Genomic DNA, 21,859 nt, shown 5'->3' on the forward strand with positions numbered 1-21,859 from the left:
TTCTGACGCTCCATCAGAATCGCCACCAGAACTGATACCAGTTCCCTCCCGCGGAGTCCACGCCCACCACTCGAATCCCAACTCCCCGTCCGCCACGAGGCGTTCCCCTGGCACTGAAACTCGTTCTAGTTATAGTTGGGGCGACAACGGCGCAGGAGGGGGCGGGACCCATGGCACCGCAGGTGATCGACCACAAGGGCGGGGTGTGGAGCATCGCCGTCCCCATCCCGGACAACCCGCTCGGCCACACCCTCGTCCATCTCCTGGAGACCGACCGCGGCCCGGTCCTCGTCGACACCGGCTGGGACGACCCGGACTCCTGGGACGCGCTCACCGCCGGCATCACCGCCTGCGGCTTCGCCCCCGCCGACATCCACGGCGTGGTGATCACCCACCACCACCCCGACCACCACGGGCTCTCCGCCGCGGTGCGGGAGACCTCCGGCGCCTGGATCGCCATGCACGCCGCCGACGCCGCGTTGATCCGGCGCGCCCGCGCGGCACGGCCCGGCCAGTGGCTCGACTACCTGCTCGTCAAGCTCACCGCGGCCGGGGCACCGGACGACCACCTGGAGCCCCTCCGCGCCGCCCGCGCCGCCCGCGCCGCCCGACGCGGCCGGAAGGCGCCCGCCCGACGGGCCGCACTGCCCGACCGCGGGATCGAGCCCGGCGCCCTCCTCGACCTCCCCGGCCGCCGCATCCGCGCCATCTGGACACCGGGCCACACCCCCGGCCACGTCTGCCTCCACCTGGAGGAGGCGCACCCCGCCCAACAGGACGCCCGACCCGCCACCTTCGGCCGGCTCTTCTCCGGCGACCACCTGCTCCCCGGCATCACCCCGCACATCGGCCTGTACGAGGACCCCGACGACGTCGCCCCCGACCTGCACGACCGGGGCGACCCGCTCGGCGACTACCTCGACTCCCTCGAACGCATCGCCCGCCTCGCGCCTGCCGAGGTGCTGCCGGCCCACCAGCACGCCTTCCCGGACGCCGCCGGCCGCGTCCGCGAGCTGATCGCCCACCACGAGGACCGCCTCAGCGACCTCCGCACGCTGCTCCGCGAACCGCGCACCGCCTGGCAGCTCGCGGCCGCCATGCAGTGGAACCGCCCCTGGGGCCAGATCCCCGCCGCCTCCCGCAACATCGCCGTCTCCGAGGCCGAGGCCCACCTCCGCCACCTGGTCAAGCGCGGCCACGTCGAGCCGGTTTCCGGTTCGGATCCGGTCCACTACCTAGCGATATAGACCGGTCGCCGCGGTCAGGTGACGGGCGGGCGGCCACCAACGGACCCGGGCCGGGCACCGGCACCGGTGATGCCCGGCCCACCGGGGAAAGCCGCACGGTGCGGCAGGCGAACGCCCCGCCCCACCGCGGGAGAGCGCAGAGCCGGCGACTGATCCCGAACCGGCCCGGCGGCCTCACCACCCCGGCCGCACCGGGCCCTCCCGACCGCCGGCGTTAAGGTGTGCGGGACAATTTCATCCGTACCCGATCGGGGGGAAGCCGGTGCAAATCCGGCGCTGCCCCTCCCCTGAGCTCTCGGCTTCGTTCGAGCCCGGGGGCACCCCGTCCGTGAGCACGGCCGCCCCCACCGCGGCCGGACGAGCCGGAGCACCCGATGGGGCACGACCAAGGCTCCCGCCACCGGATCCACCGCCCCCGCGGCCGACCGGTGCGCGGCGCCGTCGAGGTATGCGGAGCTGAGCCCGGTGCCACCGCGCCGCACGCCGCACGGGCGGCGCGGCCGGTCGCCCGAGCGCGGCTCGGCTTCGTACCCCGCCGCGACCCGACCGACCCGAGAGGCACCCATCCGATGGCCCGCATGGCCCCCACGGCTCCCCTGACCCCCGCGCCGCAGCCGCACTCCGCCGCCCCCCGGGCACGCCGCGCCGCCAGGACGCTGGCCGCCGTGGCGACCGCCGCCGTACTGGCCGGCGCCGCGGCCCCCGCCGCGTACGCCGACGGCCCGGCGGCCCCGCCGCAGCCGAAGCAGCAGAAGCTGCCCAAGGGGCTGTACGGCACCACGGACCCGCAGTACGACGGCGTGTGGCGGCAGTCGCTGGCGCTGCTGGCGCAGCACACGGTCGGGGTGCGCCCGGCGGCGACCGCGGTGGACTGGCTGGCGGGGCAGCAGTGCGCCGACGGCGGGTTCGCGGCGTACCGGGCCGACCCGGGCAAGGGCTGCGACGCCCACACGATGCGGGACACCAACCAGACGGCCGCCGCGATCCAGGCGCTGGCCGCGCTCGGCGGACACGGCGACGCGGTGCAGAAGGCCGTGACGTGGCTGAAGTCCGTCCAGCACGCGGACGGCGGCTGGAGCTCGATGCCCGCGGGGCCGGGCGGCGAGGCGAGCGACGCCAACTCCACGGCCGTGGTGATCGGGGCGCTCGCCGCGGCGGGCGCGAAGCCGGAGTCGGTGACGGCGAAGGGCGGCAAGTCGCCGTACGACGCGCTGCTGGGGTTCCGGCTGGGGTGCGACGCGAAGGAGGCGGAGCGCGGGGCGTTCACCTTCCAGTTGAAGAACCCCGCGCCGAACGCCGACGCGACCGCGGCCGCGGTCACCGGCGCGCTGGGCAAGGGCTTCGTCGTGGCGCCGGCGGGCAAGGACGCCGACCGGCCGGTCACGGCACCGGACTGCGCGAAGGGCGAGGTGCGGGGCAGCGACACGGCGGCCCGGACGGCGGCCGCGGACGGCGGCGCCGCCTGGCTCGTCGGGCAGCTGGACGCCGACGGGCAGCACCTGCGGTCCGCGATGCCGGGCGCCGAGCAGCAGCCGGACGTCGGCAACACCGCGGACACGGTGGTCGCGCTGGCGGCCGGCGCGTACGGCGCGGAAGCACAGAAACCGCTGGCCTGGTTGGAGAAGAACGCCGCGAGCTGGGCGAAGCAGAGCGGCCCGGCCGCGTACGCCCAGTTGATCTTCGCCGCGCACGCCACCGGCACCGACCCGCGGGCCTTCGCCGGCACCGACCTGGTGGCCGCGCTGAACGCCACCGGGCCCGAGCCGGCCGGCAGCGGTGCGCCGTCCGCACAGAAGGACGCCGCGGACCGGAAGGACGACGGCGGCATCGGGATGTGGTGGGTGATCGGCGTCGGGCTCGCCTTCGGTGCCGGCATCGGCTTCCTGATCAGCGGTCGCAACAAGAACAAGAACGCGCTGTGAGGGTGCTGCGGCAGGGGCGGACCCGGCGGGTCGCCGGGGCGCTGCTGCTAGCGGGGGTGGTGACCGGTCTGGGTGCCGGGCCCGCGCAGGCGCAGGAGTACCGGTACTGGTCGTTCTGGGACGGCAGGCCGGCCACGGCCGGCGGCACGGGCGCCTCGTGGGGGTACGCCACGGAGGGGCCCGGCACCGCGCGGCCGGCGGACGGCGGCGTCGTCGGATTCCGCTTCACGGTGAGTGCGGACTCCGCGAAGGCGGCCGGTCCGCGCACCGCCCCGGACTTCGCCGCGCTCTGCGGGCGGACCCCGGCCGAGCCCGGCAGCAAGCGGGTCGGAGTGGTGATCGACTTCGGTACCGCGGGGGACGCGCCGCCCGGCGAGCGTCCGCCGGCGGGCCGGACGGCCTGTGCGCAGGTGCCGACGGACGCCTCGGCGGGCGAGGCGCTGGCCGCGGTCGCCAAGCCGCTGCGGTACGACGCCAGTGCGCTGCTGTGCGGGATCGCCGGCTATCCGCGGTCGGGCTGTGCCGAGCAGGTGGACGGCGGCGGGGCGACGGCGGCGAAGCCGACGCCCGGTGCCACCGGCGCCGCGGGCGGGGACGACGGCGGTGGGCCGTCGGCCGGGCTGATCGGCGGGATCGCAGCCGTGGTGGTGCTGGGCGCGGCCGGCGCGTGGCAGGCGCGTCGGCGGCGCGGATGAGCGCCCCGCACGCCACCCGCAGTACCGCGTTGCACGCCGGCGCCTGGTGGGTGTGGGCGCTCGGTCTGGCGACCGCGGCGTCCCGGACCACCAATCCGCTGCTGCTGGGGCTGTTGATCGGGGTGGCCGGCTATGTCGTGGCGGTGCGCCGGACGGATGCGCCGTGGGCGCGGTCGTACGGCGCGTTCGTCCGGCTCGGGCTGGTGGTGCTGGGCATCCGGCTGGTCTTCGCGTTCGTGCTGGGCTCGCCGATCCCGGGTACCCACACCCTGGTGACGCTGCCCGAACTCCCGCTGCCCGACTGGGCGAAGGGGGTCCGGGTGGGCGGCCGGGTCACCGCGGAGGGGATGCTCTTCGCGCTGTACGACGGGCTGAAGCTGGCCACCCTGCTGATCTGTGTGGGCGCCGCGAACGCGCTGGCCAATCCGGCCCGGCTGCTGAAGTCGCTGCCCGGCGCGCTGTACGAGGCGGGGGTGGCGGTGGTGGTCGCGATGACGTTCGCGCCGCATCTGGTGGCGGACGTGCAGCGGTTGCGGGCGGCCCGTCGGCTGCGCGGCCGTCCGGACCGCGGGGCGAAGGCGCTGTTGCAGGTCGGGCTGCCGGTGTTGGAGGGCGCGTTGGAGCGGTCGGTGGCGCTGGCCGCGGCCATGGACGCCCGCGGCTACGGGCGGACCGCTCAGGTCCCGCCCGCCGTGCGGCGGTTGACGTCGGTGTTGACCCTGGGCGGGCTGCTCGGGGTGTGCGCGGGGACGTACGGGCTGTTGGGCGACTCCGGGGGCGGCTACGGGCTGCCGCTGCTGGTGGTCGGTCTGGGGGCGGCGATGGCCGGACTGTGGCTGGGGGGCCGGCGGTCGGTCCGGACCCGCTACCGGCCGGAGCCGTGGGGAGTACGGGCCTGGTTGGTGTCGGGGTCGGGGGTCGCGGTCGCGGCGTTGATGATCGCGGCGAACGGCTACGCACCGGGGGCGCTGCATCCGCCGGCGGTGCCGCTGACGGCGCCGGTGCTGCCGCTGTGGCCGGCGTTGTCGCTGTTGGTGGGGCTGGTGCCGGCGGTGGTGGCGCCGGTGCCGGCGCGGGCCGGGGGCGGCGCCGGCGCCGGCCGGTCCGCCCGGTCGTCCTCCCCCGCCCGGTCCGCCCCGTCCGCCCCGTCCGCCTCGTCCGACTCCTCTGCCCCGTCCGCCTCCTCCGCCCGTCCCTCCGCTTCCGATCCGTTCACGAAGGAGCCCACGCAGTGATCCGCTTCGAGCAGGTCTCGGTCACCTATGCGGACGCCGCCGAGCCGGCCGTCCAGGGGGTCGATCTGACCGTGCCCGAGGGCGAGTTGTGCCTCCTCGTCGGCCCGTCCGGGGTCGGCAAGTCGACCCTGCTGAACGCGGTGTGCGGGCTGGTGCCGCACTTCACCGGCGGCACCCTGCACGGCCGGGTGACCGTCGACGGGCGGGACACCCGCACCCATCCGCCGCGCGAACTGGCCGATGTGGTCGGCACGGTGGGCCAGGACCCGTTGGCGCACTTCGTCACCGACACCGTCGAGGACGAGTTGGCCTACGGCATGGAGTCGCTGGGGCTGGCCCCGGACGTGATGCGCCGCCGGGTCGAGGAGACCTTGGACCTGCTGGGTCTGGCCGACCTGCGGGACCGGGCGATCGGCACGCTGTCGGGCGGGCAGATGCAGCGGGTGGCGATCGGCTCGGTGCTGACCGCCCACCCCAAGGTGCTGGTGCTGGACGAGCCGACGTCGGCGCTGGACCCGGCGGCCGCGGAGGAGGTGCTGGCGGTCCTGCAGCGGCTGGTCCACGATCTGGGGACGACGGTGCTGATGGCCGAGCACCGCCTGGAGCGGGTGGTGCAGTACGCGGACCAGGTGATCCTGCTGCCGGGGCCGGGCGCGGCTCCGGTGATGGGTGAGCCGGCCGGCATGATGGCCGCTTCCCCGGTCCGGCCGCCGGTGGTCGAGCTGGGCCGGCTGGCCGGCTGGTCGCCGTTGCCGCTGTCGGTGCGCGACGCCCGTCGGAAGGCGGCCCCGCTGCGGGAGCGGTTGTCGGCGGTGGCCGTGCCGTCGCCCGGGCCGGCGGCGGTGCCGGCGGCGGACGCGGAGCCGGTCGCCACGGTCGCGGGGCTGGGCGTCCACCGGGACCGGACGCCGGTGCTGCACGGGGTCGGGCTGACCGTCCGGCCGGGCGAGACGGTCGCGCTGATGGGCCGCAACGGGGCGGGCAAGTCCACCTTGCTGCGGGCGTTGGTGGGGATGCACCAGCCGTCGGCGGGTTCGGTGCGGGTCGGTGGTGCCGTTCCGCACAGGACCCGGCCGCGGGATCTGCTGCGCCGGGTCGGGCTGGTGCCGCAGGAGCCGCGGGACCTGCTGTCCGCGGACACCGTGGACGGGGAGTGCGCCGCGGCGGACCGGGACGCGGGCGCGCCCGCCGGGACGTGCCGGGAGGTGGTGGCGCGCCTGCTGCCGGGGGTGCGGGGTGCGGCGCATCCGCGGGACCTGTCCGAGGGGCAGCGGCTGGCGCTGGCGCTGGCGGTGGTGCTGACCGCCCGGCCGCCGTTGCTGCTGCTCGACGAGCCCACCCGGGGCCTGGACTACGCGGCCAAGGCGCGGCTGGTCGAGGTGGTGCGCGGGCTGGCCGCCGAGGGGCAGGCGTGCGTGTTGGCCACGCACGACGTGGAGTTGGCCGCCGAACTGGCGCACCGGGTGGTGATCCTGGCGGACGGGGAGGTCGTCGCGGACGGCCCGACCGAGGACGTGGTGGTCTCCTCCCCCGCGTTCGCCCCGCAGGTCGCCAAGGTGCTGGCGCCGCTGCCGTGGCTGACCGTCGGGCAGGTCGCCCGCTCCCTGGAAGGGGCCTCGGCGTGACGGCGTCGGCCCCGCGGGTGCGGGCGGTGCGGCTCGGCCCGCGGGCGGTGGCCGCGCTGTGCCTGGTGTCGGCGGTCGGTGTGGTGGCGTTCGGCTGGCCGTTGTTGGCCGGTCCTGGTTCCGGGTTGGCGCATTCGCAGGACGCGCCGTGGCTGTTCGCCGCGCTGCTGCCGCTGTTGCTCGCGGTGGTGGTGGCGACCATCTCGGACACGCCCTCGGCGGGGGCCGCGGGGACCCGCGGTCTGGACGCCAAGGCGATCGCGATGCTCGGGGTGCTGGCCGCGGCGGGGGCCGCGCTGCGCCCGCTCGGCGCGGGGACCGCAGGCATCGAGCCGATGTTCTTCCTGATGGTGTTGTCGGGGCGGGTGTTGGGCCCCGGGTTCGGTTTCGTGCTGGGGTCGGTGGCGATGTTCGCCTCGGCGCTGCTGACCGGCGGGGTCGGGCCGTGGATGCCGTTCCAGATGTTGTCGATGGGGTGGGTGTCGATGGGGGCGGGGCTGCTGCCGGGCGCCCTGGAGGCCCCCGCCGGGCATGGGGGTGCCCCCGCTCGAACAACGTTCAGAGCGGGGGCGGGGTCGAGAGCGCGGGGGCTGCGCGGCCGCCGCGAGTTGGTGCTGCTGGCCGGGTACGGGGCGGTGGCGTCGGTGGGCTACGGAGTGGTGATGAACCTCCAGGGCTGGCCGTACATCGGGGGGCTGGCGTCGGGCGTGTCGTTCGTGCCGGGTGATCCGCTCTCCGCCAACCTGACGCGCTTCCTGGCGTACTGCCTGGCCACGTCGCTGGGGTGGGACCTGCCGCGGGCGGTGGTCACCGTCGTGCTCACCCTGACGCTGGGCGGCGCGGTGTTGAAGGCGTTGCGGCGGGCGACCCGGCGGGCGGCGTTCGAGGCGCCGGTGACCTTCGCGGACGAGGCCGGGCGGCCGGGCGGGTCCTGACGGCCCGGCGGCGGGTGCCGGTACCGCCCGGCGGCCCGGCCGGGTCACTCCTCGGGCGTGCCCTGCCGCCCCTTCCCAGCGCAGAGGGCACACGGCTCCGTGCACGGGGGCACCGGATCTCCGGGAGGCACGTAAACGACACCCTCACCCGTCGCCACCAGCGGTGGCCTCAGCTCCGGCGGCCTCAACTTGGCCTGGTCGGTCATGGCATCGCCTTCCGCCGATGAGGGTGGCGGCGCAACTCGACGTTGCAGTCGATCACCTTCGACCTGTCCCCGACGGCTCGCGCTTGTGCACGCTGCTGGACCAGCGCCCCGCACACATCGCACCCGGTAACCGGCTCGGGCTCGGGCATCGGAACGGAGTCCGGCAGGTGAACGGCACGGCACATGCGGGGCATCAACCCCTCACCTCCGCCGATGGGGTCTCCCCTGCTCGAACGCAGTTGAGAGCTTGGGGAAGAATCCGACGCGGCCCGGCGTCGATCCCGTGGACCGCGAGCCACAGCGCCCGCCGGCGCCCCCGCTGCAACCGCGGCTCGTGCCGTTCCTCGGTGTCGGCCGCATCGTGACGGCCTCGTGCGGACAGGAACAAGCTCCACAGCGTCTCAAAAGGCCACGCGAGAGCGTGGTGCATGTCGTCAACCTCCACTTGGTTGATGGCCACGCCCCGGGCCGGTCGGACGGTCGCGGGGGTTCTTGCCACGTCCATGCTGCGACGTGCAGGAGCCACGCGGGAGTTGACCAGGGTTGACTATTCTGGAGACACCACCGGTCAACCCTCAGAGGTTCACGATGCGTGACGACTTTGCTGATCTTTCCCGCAGAGCGCTTCGGGACAGCGGATATTCGATAAAAGCTGCCGCACGTGCCCTGAACTATGACGTGGCCTATCTGTCCCGAGTACTGAACGGAAAACAGCGTACATCGGCAAAGTTGGCTTCCGCGCTGGATTCTCTCGTGGGCGCAGACGGCGCGTTGGCCGCAACGGTGCTTGATGGAGACAACCGCGAACGGGTCAAGCGGAGCGCTGCCAATCCGTCCCGCCTGGATGCCGGAACCGTCGACGCTCTCGCTGGCGTGTTGGCTGCCTATCGGCGGTTGGACGATACGGCAGAGCCAGGGTCACTGGTCCCGGCAACCATGGCGCAGATGGGGGAAGTTACCCGGATGCTCCGGGGAGCCCGTGGCCCCCACAAGGACCGACTAGCGGAGGTCGCTTCCGAGTGGGTGCAGTTCTCGGGGTGGATGCTCGCACAGGTTCGCAAGGACAGTGAAGCGGTCAGGCTCCTCAATGACGCTTTAGAACTGGCCGACGAAATCGGGAACGGCACCCTCGCCGCGCAGGCACTCAACTTCAAAGGCTACGTTTCTCGACAGCAGAACCGCCCTCAAGGAATTGCCCGTTGGTTCGCTGCGGCGGCGACTACACCGGGCGCGCACCCCGCCCAACGCATCGGCGATTTTCTCCAAGCGGCTGCCGGAATGGCGACCATGGGCGAACTCGATGCGGCTCTGCGCATGGTCGAGGAAGCGGAGGGGCTGACAGATGAGGCCGCCCCCCTTCCCCCGCCCGATACCGCATATTGGCTCACCCCTGCATTCAACCGTTTGAATATGGGGCTCTGCGCCCTCGCGCTCGGCCGGTACAGCGAGGCGGTCGATCATTTGAAATCCGGACTCGCCGGGCTGCCGGAAGAGCTGAGGGACGCACCCTGGTCGTGGGAACACAGGGACGCGCTGCGCAGGGCATCAGAAGCAGCGTAAAGAACGAAGAAGGGAGTTCGGACGTCAGGGACCGGCGAGCTCGCCCAGCCGGCCCCGTCGGACGCGACCTACAGCCGCTGGATGATCGTCGCGGTCGCCAGCGCCCCGCCCGCGCACATCGTGATCAGGGCGAACTCCTTGTCGCGGCGCTCCAGTTCGTGCAAGGCGGTGGCCAGGAGGCGGGCGCCGGTGGCACCGACGGGGTGGCCGAGGGCGATGGCGCCGCCGTTGACGTTGACCTTCTCCAGGTCCTGGTCGAAGACCCGGGCCCAGGAGAGCACGACGGAGGCGAACGCCTCGTTGATCTCGACCAGGTCGATGTCCTTGAGGGACATGCCGGCCTTGCCGAGGACGGCCCGGGTGGCGTCGATCGGCCCGTCGAGGTGGAAGTGCGGGTCGGAGCCGACGAGCGCCTGGGCGACGATGCGGGCCCGGGGCTTGAGTTTGAGGGCGCGCGCCATCCGCTTGGACGCCCACAGCAGCGCGGCGGCGCCGTCGGAGATCTGCGAGGAGTTGCCGGCGGTGTGGACCGCGGTGGGCATCACCGGCTTGAGCCGGCCCAGCGCCTCCATGCTGGTGTCCCGCAGCCCCTCGTCGCGGTCGACCAGCCGCCACATCCCCTGGCCGGCGGCCTGCTCGTCCTCGGTGGTGGGGACCTGGACGGCGAAGGTCTCCCGCTTGAAGCGCTCCTCGGCCCAGGCGGTGGCGGCCCGTTCCTGGGAGAGCAGGCCGAGCGCGTCGACGTTCTCGCGGGTCAGGCCGCGGTGCCGGGCGATCCGTTCGGCGGCCTCGAACTGGTTGGGGAGGTCCACGTTCCACTCGTCGGGCCAGGGCTTGCCGGGGCCGTGCTTGGAGCCGCTGCCGAGCGGGACGCGGGACATCGCCTCGACGCCGCAGCCGATCCCGATGTCGATCACGCCGCCGGCGATCATGTTGGCGACCATGTGGTTGGCCTGTTGGGAGGAGCCGCACTGGCAGTCCACGGTGGTGGCGGCGGTCTCGTAGGGCAGGCCCATGGCGAGCCAGGCGTTGCGGGCGGGGTTCATGGACTGTTCGCCGGCGTGGGTGACGGTGCCGCCGACGATCTGTTCGACGCAGTCGGGCTGGATGCCCGTACGGGCGAGGAGTTCGCGGTACGTCTCGCCCAGGAGGTAGGCGGGGTGGAGGTTGGCGAGCGCGCCCTGGCGCTTGCCGATCGGGGTGCGTACGGCTTCGACGATGACGGGTTCCGCGGCCATGACTCAACTCGTCCTCTCCTCGCGTCCGCGGACGTCCCGGCGCCCACGGAGGGAAGAACTAGTACGCGTTCTAGTTCTGCGCACAGTCTTATGAGCCGTCCGGTGCGGCGCAAGAGGGCTGCAGGCCCTTGTGCGCAAGAGGTGTTGCCGTGACCCTTGCCACTTGTAGAACTCGTTACTACCTTCACCGCGACCTGCATCTGATGGCCCGTCAGACACTCGATGGTGGGACGACGGTGCCGTCAGGGCGTCCCACGCCAGCTGGACCAGGAGTCGCCGATGCACTGCCCCGCGCTGCCCGAAGGGTTCGACTTCACCGACCCCGACGTCTACCAGTCCCGGGTCCCGCTCCCGGAGTTCGCACGGCTGCGCCGGACCGCGCCGGTGTGGTGGAACGCCCAGCCGCACGGCATCGCCGGCTTCGACGACGACGGCTACTGGGTCGTCACCCGCCACCAGGACGTCAAGGAGGTCTCCACCAAACCGGAGGTCTTCTCGGCCAATCTGAACACCTCGATCATCCGCTTCAACCAGGGCATCTCCCGCGACCAGATCGAGGTCCAGAAGCTGATCATGCTGAACATGGACCCGCCGGAGCACACCCGGGTCCGCCAGATCGTGCAGCGCGGCTTCACCCCGCGGGCCATCCGCGCCCTGGAGGACGCCCTGCGCCGGCGGGCCGAGCAGATCGTCGAGGAGGCCCGGCACCGGGGCTCCGGCGACTTCGTCACCGACATCGCCTGTGAGCTGCCCCTCCAGGCGATCGCCGAACTCATCGGCATCCCGCAGGAGGACCGGGCCCGGATCTTCGACTGGTCGAACAAGATGGTCGCCTACGACGACCCGGAACTGGCCATCACCGAGGAGGTCGGCGCCAACGCGGCGGTGGAGCTGATCTCGTACGCGATGAACCTCGCCGCGGCCCGCAAGGGCTGCCCGTCCAAGGACGCGAAGGACATCGTCAGCCGACTGGTGGCCGCCGAGCACGAAGGGAACCTCGGCTCCGACGAGTTCGGGTTCTTCGTGCTGCTGCTGGCGGTGGCCGGCAACGAGACCACCCGCAACGCCATCACCCACGGCATGCACGCCTTCCTCACCCACCCCGACCAGTGGGAGCTCTACAAGCGCGAGCGCCCGGGGACCGCGGCCGAGGAGATCGTGCGGTGGGCGACCCCGGTGGTCTCCTTCCAGCGCACCGCCACCCAGGACACCGAACTGGGCGGCGCACGCATCAAGAAGGGCCAACGGGTCGGGATCTTCTACTCGTCCGCCAACCACGACCCTTCGGTCTTCGACCACCCCGAGCTCTTCGACATCACCCGCGATCCCAACCCCCACCTGGGCTTCGGCGGTGGCGGCCCGCACTTCTGCCTCGGCAAGTCGCTGGCCGTGCTGGAGATCGACCTGATCTTCAACGCCATCGCGGACGCCGTGCCCGGGATCTCCCTGGCCGGCGACCCGCGGCGACTGCGCTCCGCCTGGCTCAACGGGGTCAAGGAACTCCGGGTGCACTACCGCTGAGGGAGGGCGCCGCCAGGGTGAGCGCTGTCAGCGTGAGCACCGCCAGGACGCCGACGCTCAGCAGCGCGGCCACCATGCGGCGGCGCAGCGTGCGGTAGACGCCCTCGTATTCGGCCCGCAGCGACGCGCTGCGGGCCGCGACGCGCTCCAGATAGGAGCGGGAGACCTCGCGCCGCTCCCGGCAGTAGTGCCGGAGGACGTCCTCCCGTTGGGAGTCGGTGAGCCAGGGCAGCCGGGCGCAGAACTCCTCCGCCTGGCTGCGGGCCCGCTCCTGCTCCGCCTCCCACAGCAGATAGCCCTCGATGTCGTTGATCGCCTCCGCCATCCGAAGGTCCTCTCCCCCGCCGGTCCGCTCGGTCATGGGCCTTCCCTCAGTGCTCGATCGCAGCCGCGATGTCGGGGTGGTGCAGGTCGAATGCCGGGGATTCGGTGCGAATGCGCGGCAGGGACGTGAAGTTGTGCCGCGGCGGCGGGCAGGACGTCGCCCACTCCAGCGAACGGCCCCAGCCCCACGGGTCGTCCACCTCGATCTTCTCGCCGTATTTGGCGGTCTTCCAGATGTTGTAGAGGAACGGCAGGATCGACATGCCCAGCAGGAACGAGAAAATGGACGAGACGGTGTTCAGCGCGGTGAAGCCGTCGGCGGCGAGATAGTCGGGAATGCGGCGCATCATGCCCTCCGCACCCAGCCAGTGCTGGACCAGGAACGTGCCGTGGAAGCCCACGAACAGCGTCCAGAAGGTGATTTTCCCCAGCCGCTCGTCGAGCATCCTGCCGGTGAACTTCGGCCACCAGAAGTGGAATCCGGCGAACATCGCGAAGACGACCGTACCGAAGACCACGTAGTGGAAGTGGGCCACCACGAAGTACGAGTCGGAGATGTGGAAGTCCATCGGCGGCGACGCCAGGATGACGCCGGTCAGACCACCGAAGACAAAGGTGATCAGGAAGCCGATCGCCCAGAGCATCGGCGTCTCGAAGGACAGCGAGCCCTTCCACATCGTGCCGATCCAGTTGAAGAACTTCACACCGGTCGGAACGGCGATCAGGAACGTCATGAAGGAGAAGAACGGCAACAGCACGCCGCCCGTCACATACATGTGGTGCGCCCACACCGTCACCGAAAGACCGGCAATGGAAACCGTCGCGGCGATCAGACCGATGTAACCGAACATCGGCTTCCGGGAGAAGACCGGAATGACCTCGGAAATGATGCCGAAGAACGGCAGGGCGATGATGTACACCTCTGGATGGCCGAAGAACCAGAAGAGGTGTTGCCAGAGCAATGCGCCACCATTGGCGGCGTCGAAGACATGGGCACCGAATTTACGGTCCGCCTCCAGGGCGAACAGCGCGGCGGCCAGCACCGGGAAGGCGAGCAGGACCAGCACACCGGTCAGCAGCACGTTCCAGGTGAAGATCGGCATCCGGAACATCGTCATGCCCGGGGCGCGCATGCAGATGATGGTGGTGATGAAGTTGACCGAACCGAGGATCGTGCCGAAGCCGGAGAAGGCCAGACCCGTGATCCACATATCCGCGCCGGCACCCGGTGAATGCACGGCGTCGGACAGCGGCACATATCCGAACCAGCCGAAGTCCGCCGCCCCTTGAGGCGTCAGGAAACCGCCCACCGCGATCAGCGAGCCGAAGAGGTAGAGCCAGTAGGCGAACATGTTCAGCCGCGGGAACGCCACGTCGGGCGCGCCGATCTGCAGCGGCATGATCCAGTTCGCGAAACCGGCGAACAACGGCGTCGCGAACATCAGCAGCATGATCGTGCCGTGCATCGTGAACGCCTGGTTGAACTGCTCGTTCGACATCAACTGATGTCCGGGCCTGGCCAGTTCGGCACGCATCAGCAGCGCCAGCAGTCCACCGACGCAGAAGAAGCCGAAGGCGGTCACCAGATAGAGCGTGCCGATGGTCTTGTGGTCGGTGGTCGTCAGCCACTTCACCGGGTTCCGCGGCACGGCGGGCCGCGCCACGGCGGCCGGCTGCGCGGCGGGCCCGGCCGCCGGAGAGGACGTTGCGGGGAGCTTCATGCCCCGTAGGTGTCCGCCTTCCCGCGCATCGTCACGGGTGACGGGTGCGAAACGGCCCACCGCCAGGGTGGGATGTGTCACGCGGGAGGGATGTGACGATCGGGGCGATGCCGGACACAGGGGTTTCATGAGCACGGACGACGCCTTCGCCGAGGCATATCGCGCGCACTACTGGGCGGTCAGCCGCTTCGTGGCGCGGCGGTTGGACGCCCCGGCCCACGAGGTCGAGGAGGTGGTGGCGGACGTCTTCTCCATAGCGTGGCGGCGGCGCACCGAGCTCCCCGACGCGCCGCTGCCCTGGCTGTACGGGGTGGCCCGGAACTGCCTGGCCAACACGGTGCGCGGGCTCGGCCGCTACCGGCGGCTGCTGCACCGGCTCGGCAACCACGAGGCGGCGCACGGCCGGCAGACCGTTCAGAGCCCGGACGCCGAGCGGCCCGGCTCCTGGGTGCACGAGGCGCTGGACCGACTGCCCGCCGGCGACCAGGAGGTGCTGCGGCTGACCGCCTGGGAGGAACTGACCGTCGAGGAGCTGGCGGTGGTCCTCGGCTGCGGCCGGAGCGCGGCGGCCATGCGGTTGCACCGGGCCCGGCGCCGGCTGCGCGCGGAGATCGACCGTACCCGGACCACTGTGTCCGTTCGAGGAGGAGGCGACGGCCATGCGTGACGAACTGGAGCTGCTGCGGGCGGCCAACCCGGTGCCCGCCGACGACGGCCGCTGGCGGGACCGCCCGTTGGACGCCACCGCGCAGCGCGCCCTCAACCGCCTGCTGCACAGCACCCGCACCCGGCGGGCCCGCCGCCGTCTGGTGCTGCGCGCCGAGGCGGCCGTGCTGGCCCTGGTCGCGGTGCTCGCCTTCACCCTGACCGACGCCGGCAGCAGCCCGGCCGTCGCGGCGCCGTCCGCGCTCGTCCCGCACGCCGGCCGCCCCGTGCCCTCGCTGGACGGGCTGGCCCGCATCGCGGAGGCCCTGGCCCGCACGGCCGGCCCCCAGGACGGACCGCGCCGCGGCAGCCATCTGCAGAGCTGGAGCCTGTCCATGGGGACCGGCCCGGACACGGCGTCCCCGGTGGCCGTCCCCGAGGAGCGCATCACCCGGTGGAACGCCGACGGCAGCGGCTCCGAACTGGTCGTGGCCACCGACCCGCAGCACCCGGGCCGCCCGGTCATCCACGACGACGAGGGCCGCTGGCGGACCGTCAGCGACGGGAAGGTGCTGCACCGCGCGGCCTATCCGGCGGGGTCGGGCGCGCGGCACGACGGGCTCGCCGCCCGGACGAGGCCGCCCACCGACCCCACGGCGCTGCGGGCACTGCTCGCCTCCCTCTACGGCGCGGCGGACGGTGACGGCGGGGACGCCGACGCGGCCGCCGTCCCGCAACTGCTGATGGCGCTCTCCTCGTTCCGGCAGGAGTGGACGCCGGGGCCGCGGGAGACGGCGGCGATCGTACGGATGCTGGCGGACACCAAGGGCCTGCGGCCGGCCGGCGCGGTCACCGACCGACTGGGCCGGCGCGGGCAGGCGTTCGTGCACGACGGGCCCGACGGCGCGATGGACGCCACCCGCCAGATGGTGATCCTCGATCCGCGCACCGGCCAACTCCTCGGCACGGAGATCACCTTCACCAAGGACCTGCCCGACTTCCGGATCACCGCGGGCGAGGTGATGTCGTATGAGGCGTGGATGCCGTGAGACGTCCACCGGGAGACGCCGGCCACGCGGCGCGTGCGGCGGGGCGGCCGCGCCCGCCCGGTGACCGCCCGAGTGGCGGGGCCCGGGCCCATGGCCGATCCTGGAGGGACGCGACGATCCTTCGGCGCGGTGGTGCGGGTGCACCGCCGCGCCGTTTCCGTATGCCGCGCCCCGGACTCCGGCCCGCCCCTCCCCCTCCTGTCGTTTCCGTGTGCGAACGAACACGCCCCGCATCCACGCCCGCGCGTGACGCGGGCCACACATAGCCCCTCGGTTGCGGTCGATCCCCGCGAGATGGATCACAAACAAGAGCCGGGCAAAAAAGTTCGCGGATGCATGTTTGCCCAGCGAGGAGAGGGTAGGCGGGCAACTGTGCAGTCACTTGCACACTGTCCGTGATGACCCGGTCTGCCCGTATGGTCGTCCTTTGCCCCGTCGCGCCACGGCGGGGCAGGTCCTTGTAGTCGTCCCAGAGAGCGCAGGCGAGCGAACACGTGCCGACGCAGTCCCCCCTCGCACCCGGGTCCCGTACGGGCGACGGCGGAATCGCCGGCGCCGCCACCGGGCCGCAGCAGACGGCCCCCCGGCCGCAGCCCCCGGGCGAGGTGACGGTCGTCGACCCCGCGATGGTCAAGCGCGCGGTATCGGCGGCCGCCCTCGGCAACGCGATGGAGTGGTTCGACTTCGGCGTCTACAGCTACATCGCGGTCACCCTCGGCCATGTCTTCTTCCCGTCCGGGAACCCGACCGCGCAGCTGCTCTCGACCTTCGGCGCGTTCGCCGCGGCCTTCCTGGTGCGCCCGCTCGGCGGCATGTTCTTCGGCCCGCTCGGCGACCGCATCGGCCGCCAGAAGGTCCTCGCCATCACCATGATCATGATGGCCGTGGGCACCTTCGCCATCGGCCTGATCCCGTCGTACGCCTCGATCGGCGTCGGCGCGCCCATCCTGCTGCTGGCCGCCCGCCTGGTGCAGGGCTTCTCCACCGGCGGCGAGTACGGCGGCGCCTCCACCTTCATCGCCGAGTACGCGCCCGACAAGAAGCGCGGATTCCTCGGCAGCTGGCTGGAGTTCGGCACCCTCGCCGGCTACGTCGGCGGCGCCGGCCTGGTCACGCTGATGACCGCGCTGCTGTCCACCGAGGACCTGCACTCCTGGGGCTGGCGGATCCCGTTCCTGATCGCCGGTCCGATGGGCATCATCGGCCTCTACCTGCGGATGCGACTCGAAGAGACCCCGGCCTTCGCCCGGTTGGAGAAGGAGGCGCACGCCAAGGAGAAGGAGCGCCGCGCGGCCGAGAAGCGGATCGGCATCCGCGAGATGATCTTCGGTCAGTGGCGGGCGATGCTGCTGTGCATCGGCCTGGTCCTGGTCTTCAACGTCACCGACTACATGCTGCTGTCGTACATGCCGAGTTACCTCACCTCGGAGCTCAAGTACGACGAGACGCACGGGCTGTTGGTCGTGCTCGGCGTGATGGTCGTGATGATGGGCGTGCAGCCGTTCGCGGGCAAGCTGTCCGACCGGTTCGGTCGCCGCCCGGTCATCGGCGCCGGCTGCGTGGGCTTCCTGGTCCTGTCCGTCCCCGCACTGCTGCTGATCCGGCAGGGCTCGCTGATCGCCATCGCCCTGGGCATGGGCGCGCTCGGCCTGCTGCTGGTGTGCTTCACCGCGGCGATGCCCTCCGCGCTGCCCGCGCTCTTCCCGACCAAGGTGCGCTACGGCTCGCTGTCGATCGGCTTCAACATCTCGGTGTCGCTCTTCGGCGGCACGACGCCGCTGGTGGTCACCGCCCTGATCGGCGCGACCGGCAACAAGATGATGCCCGCCTACTACATGATGGCGGCGGCCGTGATCGGCGGCATCGCGGTGCTGCTGATGTCGGAGAGCGCCCGCAAGCCGCTGCCCGGCTCCCCGCCGGCGGTGGAGACCGAGGCCGAGGCCCGGCAGCTCCTCGCGGCGACCGCGGCGCGCTGACCCGCCCCGCACCCGCACCACGACCCGCGCACGGCCGGTCGTCGGACCCCACCAGGGGCCCGGCGGCCGGCCGTCGCCGTACCGGATGGCGGTACAAGGGGAACCGGTGACACCGCTCGCCCCGTCTGTGACCCTGGCGATCGCGGGGATCGCCGGGCACGGAACGGGGGACCACCATGCGGGTGGCGGCAGACGCGACGGCGGGGACGGCGGCCGCGGCCGGGCGGCGACGGGCGCTGTGCGTCGTCCTGCTCCTCCTGGCGGTGCAGCTGGTCTGGCTCGCCCGCCCCGCCTACGCCTGTGGCTGCGGGGCGATGGTGCACGGCCCGAACACCACGATCGGGGTGCACCACGAGACGTCGGTGGTGCGCTGGGACGGCGCCACCGAGCAGATCTCCATGAGCCTGTCGGTCTACGGCACCGCCCCGGACGCCGCCTGGATCATGCCCGTCCCGCACCGCGCCACCGTGCGCCTGGGCGATCCCGAACTCGCCGACGAGCTGAGCCGGATCAGCGAGCCGGTCACCGAGTACCGGCACTACTTCTGGCCGCGCGCCGGCGACTGGCCCTTCAAGTCGGACTTCGGCGCCGCCGGCGACGCGGCCGCCCCGCCCGCCGACTCGTCGGTCGGCGTCATCGGCCGTGAGCGGCTGGGCCCCTTCGACGTCGCCCGGCTGACCGCCACCGACCCCGACGCGCTGCGCGGCTGGCTCGCCGCCAACGGCTTCAAGCTCCCGCCCGCGCTGGCCACCGCCCTGCGCCCCTATGTGGACCGGCACTGGGAATACGTGGCGGTCCGGCTCGCCCCCGCCGACCACGGCACCCGCCTCACCGGCACCCTCGACCCGCTCCTGCTCTCCTTCGCCTCCGACCACCCCGTCTACCCCATGCGGCTCTCCCGCCTCGCCACCACCCCGCAGGAGCTGAGCCTCTACCTCCTGGCACCCCACCGGATGGCACCGCGCAGCGCCATCGGCGGAGCCCCGCCGCACGTCAGCTACGCCGGCCGGATCCAGCCGCAGGGCGCCGTCCGCGACTTCGCCGGCCCCGCGCCGGCCTTCCTCACCGCGTTCGACCAGAGCTTCCCCCAGCCCCAACGCATCGACGACGACCACGAGTTCCGCCGCACGGCCGCGGACACCCCGTACCACCGGGTGCGCTACGCCTACTCCCTCCTCCAGGTGGGCGGCATCCCCCTCTGGATCCCCACCATGGGCGGCGGCACGCTGCTGCTCCTCATGGCCGCCGCGGCCCTGACCACCGGCCGACGCCGGCCGACGGCCACCCCGGCACCGCCACCCGCGCCCCCGGCGTGAGCCGCGCGCCTACGCCAGGTCCGCCATGCCCTTGACGAGTTCCAGGACCTCCAGGGATTCCAGGGCGCCGGCGTCGGCGTAGGCGCCCGCGGTCGCCGTGAAGAGCCGCTCGGGGTGGGCCAGGCCCCCGGCGAACTCGGCATGGACGCGGGCCGCCGCCTCGTCCAGCGGCAGGCCGCCCTTCGCATGGGCGGTGGCCGCTTCCTGCACCTGCGTCAGACCGTCCCGGAAGTCGATCACGTCGGCACGCTCCATGAGCGCGCCGTGGCCGGGGACGAACACCTCGGCGCCGGTGGCCAGCAGGGTGTCGACGGACTGCACGCACGCCGCCAGCGACCCCGACCAGACGATCATGTGGCCGCCCTGGAACAGGGCGTCACCGGCGAAGACGATCCCCTCGCCCGGGACCCACAGCGCGACGTCCCCGGCGCTGTGCCCCGGCCCGAGGTCGATGAGTTCCACCGTGACGTCGCCGACCCGCCTCTCCTCCCGCCCGGTGAAGGTGCGCGTGGGCCCGATCACGGTGATCCCGGAGAAGTCGAAGTCCCCGAAGTGCCGCGCGGCGTAGCGGCTCGTGCTGTCCGTGCCCCGCGCGCGGGAGAGCCGGGTGAGCTGCTCGGGAGTGATCTCATGGCACAGATGCTCCGCGGAGGCCGCGGACGTGATGATCTCGCGCCCGGGGAGCAACTGGTTCCCCCACGTGTGGTCCCCGTTCTGGTGCGAGACGACCACCGTCTCGATCCGGGAGCCGGACGTCGCCCGATCGATCTCCCGCAGCATGGTGCGGGTGGCGTCCAACGTGAACTGCGTGTCGAACAACAGCGCAACACCCTGCGACGACACCACGCCGGCGTTGCTGACCCCCCAGTTCGTGGAGTCCTGTACCCATGCCCAGGCGGTGGCGGAAAGCGATCGGAGTGCAGCGTTCATCATCAAGGTTCTTTCTCCTACGCCAGGTGATCCACCTCGTACGCTGCCACAGCCCCCCACCGGACGGACCACCGTCCCCACGCGGGGACGACACCCCGCCCGCGCCCACGCCGCGGGGCCGGGCCCCGCGCGGCAGCGACGGCCTGGAAGTTCATGACCCTCTGCCAGAGAACGCCCGCCCCTATTCAACTGAAGCAGGACCAGGGATCAAATACTCGACCAAGCCTCCCTCATCGGGCATCAGGGGCACCGGGCCGAGCCCCACGTGCCGACGGGCGGAGCCTTGCGGCACGATGGGCCCATGAGCATCGTGAAGATCAATGTGCTGACTGTCCCCGCTGAGCAGCGGGAGACCCTTGAGGAGCGCTTCGCCTCCCGCGCACACGCGGTTGAGAGCTCGGACGGCTTCGAGTGGTTCGAACTCCTCCGCCCGGTCGAAGGCACCGACAACTACCTGGTGTACACACGGTGGCGCGACGAAGAGTCGTTCCAGGCGTGGATGGAAGGGCCCATGAAGGCGGCCCACCAGGGCGGCAGCGACCGACCCAAGCCTGCCGCCAGCGGCTCCACGGTGTGGTCGTTCGAGGTCGTACAACAGGCAGCGCCCAAGAACGCCTAAGGGTTGTCCCAACGAGTGTGCGCCGACCCTTCCTAGGCAGAGTCCGACGGGCCCTACGGACGGCTCGGCGATTCCTGGCGCGAACCGCGCGGCTGCTTCGTCACAGCCGCGCGGTTGCGGAGCTGGGCAACGCGTTGACGGCGGCTGGTGTGGAGAGGGCGGGGGTGGGCTCCGGGCTGTCGCGGCCGCGGACGGGGCCGGTGTGGCGCGGCGGGAGCTGCCGAGCCGCTTTGCCTGTCCCGTGACGGGTCTGGGCAACGACGCAGGCCCGTGATCAGCGATGAGAGTGGGAGTGCCCCCGAGGGGATGCCCTTGCCCGCGCTTTCCGCGGCGGTGGTCCGCCGGGTCAGCCGTTCGGCGGATGCCTGATCGCGGGCGGCCTCACGCGTTGCCATGGTGGACGAGGTACCCCGTGGCCGACGGCTCGTCGGTACACACGAGCTGGTCGACTTGGACGGAGCCGCGCAATGAAGATCAGGCTCGTGGACGAGCACTTCATGAAGGCCCGATGGGACCACATCGAGTTGACACTGCGCCATACGTTTCACGACTCGCAGTTCAACGATGACGGGTACACGGTCGACAACCCCGTGGACTTCACCCGTTCCGCGATCGAGGGCGGGCTGGGCCCCGGCGTCAAACACCTGGTGGCACTCGACGACTCGGGAAACATGGTGGGTGGTTTCTTCTGTATCCCGACGGAACGGAAAGAAGGCCAGGAGGCGACCGATCTCGGCTGGTTCTTCGTCGTGCCGGAAGTCGATCGTGACACCCGGCGGGAGATCGTCGACACCTTCCTGGAACGGGTCTTCCAGATGCTGCGCGACGCGGGGTTCAAGCGGATCGAGTCGAACATGGGAACCCCGGCCGGCGCCAAGTCACTCGGCCGTCGCTATGGCTTCGTGCACGCGCCCACCGCCGAGTGGTCGAATCGTTGGCTCCGGGAGCTGTGACGCGCCTCGCTTCCCGGGGCGCCGAAGGAGCAGTACCTGGTCTTCACCCGTCGTTCGAGGTCGTGCAGCAGGCCGCACCCCAGCAGGGCTGACGGCTTCGCAGCGCGTTCGGCAGGGGTCCCGTCCGTACGGTCCGTAGGCG

The 21,859-nt window shown here is 72.2% G+C and carries 18 protein-coding genes; 14 read left to right on the forward strand and 4 right to left on the reverse strand.

The genetic code is table 11. The annotated features are described in order from the left end of the window. Positions 1-170 precede the first annotated feature (170 nt). The 7 genes from JNO44_RS15060 (at position 171) to JNO44_RS15090 (ending at position 9,425) form a co-directional block, all read left to right on the forward strand. A complete protein-coding gene (locus JNO44_RS15060; RefSeq protein ID WP_205364602.1) occupies positions 171-1,247 on the forward strand; it encodes an MBL fold metallo-hydrolase in 1,077 nt (358 codons plus the stop codon). A 578-nt stretch (positions 1,248-1,825) separates the two neighbouring features. Continuing rightward, positions 1,826-3,169 carry a terpene cyclase/mutase family protein gene (locus JNO44_RS15065; RefSeq protein ID WP_205369856.1) on the forward strand — a complete coding sequence of 448 codons (1,344 nt, stop codon included), beginning with the start codon at positions 1,826-1,828 and terminating at the stop codon, positions 3,167-3,169. After that, a complete protein-coding gene (locus JNO44_RS15070; protein WP_205364604.1) occupies positions 3,166-3,864 on the forward strand; it encodes an SCO2322 family protein in 699 nt (232 codons plus the stop codon). The genes JNO44_RS15065 and JNO44_RS15070 overlap by 4 nt, the downstream gene beginning before the upstream one ends. Next, complete coding sequence (locus JNO44_RS15075) at positions 3,861-5,099, forward strand: energy-coupling factor transporter transmembrane component T (RefSeq protein ID WP_205364606.1); 1,239 nt, start codon at positions 3,861-3,863, stop codon at positions 5,097-5,099. Before JNO44_RS15070 ends, JNO44_RS15075 begins: the two co-directional genes overlap by 4 nt. Further along, entirely contained in the window at positions 5,096-6,724 is a 1,629-nt protein-coding gene (locus tag JNO44_RS15080) for an ABC transporter ATP-binding protein (RefSeq protein WP_205364608.1), read from the forward strand. Before JNO44_RS15075 ends, JNO44_RS15080 begins: the two co-directional genes overlap by 4 nt. Next, positions 6,721-7,659, forward strand: a complete 939-nt coding sequence (locus JNO44_RS15085; RefSeq protein ID WP_205364610.1) for an ECF transporter S component — start codon at positions 6,721-6,723, stop codon at positions 7,657-7,659. The genes JNO44_RS15080 and JNO44_RS15085 overlap by 4 nt, the downstream gene beginning before the upstream one ends. A gap of 794 nt (positions 7,660-8,453) precedes the next feature. After that, positions 8,454-9,425, forward strand: a complete 972-nt coding sequence (locus JNO44_RS15090; protein WP_205364612.1) for a helix-turn-helix domain-containing protein — start codon at positions 8,454-8,456, stop codon at positions 9,423-9,425. Between the two features lie 68 nt (positions 9,426-9,493). Here JNO44_RS15090 and JNO44_RS15095 read toward each other — a convergent pair whose 3' ends face one another. Beyond that, entirely contained in the window at positions 9,494-10,663 is a 1,170-nt protein-coding gene (locus JNO44_RS15095) for a steroid 3-ketoacyl-CoA thiolase (RefSeq protein ID WP_073447935.1), read from the reverse strand. A 279-nt stretch (positions 10,664-10,942) separates the two neighbouring features. Here JNO44_RS15095 and JNO44_RS15100 point away from each other — a divergent pair, with 279 nt between their 5' ends. Beyond that, complete coding sequence (locus JNO44_RS15100) at positions 10,943-12,184, forward strand: cytochrome P450 (protein ID WP_205364614.1); 1,242 nt, start codon at positions 10,943-10,945, stop codon at positions 12,182-12,184. On the opposite strand, the gene JNO44_RS15105 is transcribed toward JNO44_RS15100, so the two are convergent. Then, a complete protein-coding gene (locus tag JNO44_RS15105; protein ID WP_205364616.1) occupies positions 12,156-12,545 on the reverse strand; it encodes a hypothetical protein in 390 nt (129 codons plus the stop codon). The two genes, JNO44_RS15100 and JNO44_RS15105, sit on opposite strands and share 29 nt — an antisense overlap. Positions 12,546-12,555: 10 nt before the next feature. Next, a complete protein-coding gene (gene ctaD / locus JNO44_RS15110) occupies positions 12,556-14,229 on the reverse strand; it encodes an aa3-type cytochrome oxidase subunit I (protein WP_205364618.1) in 1,674 nt (557 codons plus the stop codon). A gap of 127 nt (positions 14,230-14,356) precedes the next feature. Between ctaD and JNO44_RS15115 the strand changes: the two genes are divergently transcribed. The 4 genes from JNO44_RS15115 (at position 14,357) to JNO44_RS15130 (ending at position 19,215) form a co-directional block, all read left to right on the forward strand. After that, positions 14,357-14,896 (forward strand): RNA polymerase sigma factor, encoded by a 540-nt coding sequence (locus JNO44_RS15115; RefSeq protein ID WP_205364621.1) that lies wholly within the window; start codon positions 14,357-14,359, stop codon positions 14,894-14,896. Further along, positions 14,889-15,923: a CU044_5270 family protein gene (locus JNO44_RS15120; RefSeq protein ID WP_205364623.1), complete on the forward strand. Its 1,035-nt coding sequence runs from the start codon at positions 14,889-14,891 to the stop codon at positions 15,921-15,923. Before JNO44_RS15115 ends, JNO44_RS15120 begins: the two co-directional genes overlap by 8 nt. A gap of 494 nt (positions 15,924-16,417) precedes the next feature. Continuing rightward, the gene (gene proP / locus JNO44_RS15125; RefSeq protein ID WP_205364625.1) at positions 16,418-17,899 is read left to right on the forward strand and encodes a glycine betaine/L-proline transporter ProP; all 1,482 of its coding nucleotides are present in this window, start codon (positions 16,418-16,420) and stop codon (positions 17,897-17,899) included. A 176-nt stretch (positions 17,900-18,075) separates the two neighbouring features. Further along, complete coding sequence (locus JNO44_RS15130; RefSeq protein ID WP_205364628.1) at positions 18,076-19,215, forward strand: DUF2330 domain-containing protein; 1,140 nt, start codon at positions 18,076-18,078, stop codon at positions 19,213-19,215. 9 nt (positions 19,216-19,224) lie between these two features. Here the strand turns inward: JNO44_RS15130 and JNO44_RS15135 are convergent, their stop codons facing one another. After that, positions 19,225-20,148, reverse strand: coding sequence for an MBL fold metallo-hydrolase (locus tag JNO44_RS15135; RefSeq protein ID WP_205364630.1), 924 nt, complete (start codon positions 20,146-20,148; stop codon positions 19,225-19,227). A gap of 298 nt (positions 20,149-20,446) precedes the next feature. On the opposite strand from JNO44_RS15135, the gene JNO44_RS15140 reads away from it, so the two are divergent. Then, positions 20,447-20,764, forward strand: coding sequence for an antibiotic biosynthesis monooxygenase family protein (locus JNO44_RS15140; protein ID WP_205364632.1), 318 nt, complete (start codon positions 20,447-20,449; stop codon positions 20,762-20,764). 467 nt (positions 20,765-21,231) lie between these two features. Beyond that, the gene (locus tag JNO44_RS15145) at positions 21,232-21,717 is read left to right on the forward strand and encodes a hypothetical protein (RefSeq protein WP_205364634.1); all 486 of its coding nucleotides are present in this window, start codon (positions 21,232-21,234) and stop codon (positions 21,715-21,717) included. Positions 21,718-21,859: the final 142 nt, after the last annotated feature.

The organism is Streptomyces noursei (assembly GCF_016917755.1).
Classification (GTDB): domain Bacteria; phylum Actinomycetota; class Actinomycetes; order Streptomycetales; family Streptomycetaceae; genus Streptomyces; species Streptomyces yunnanensis.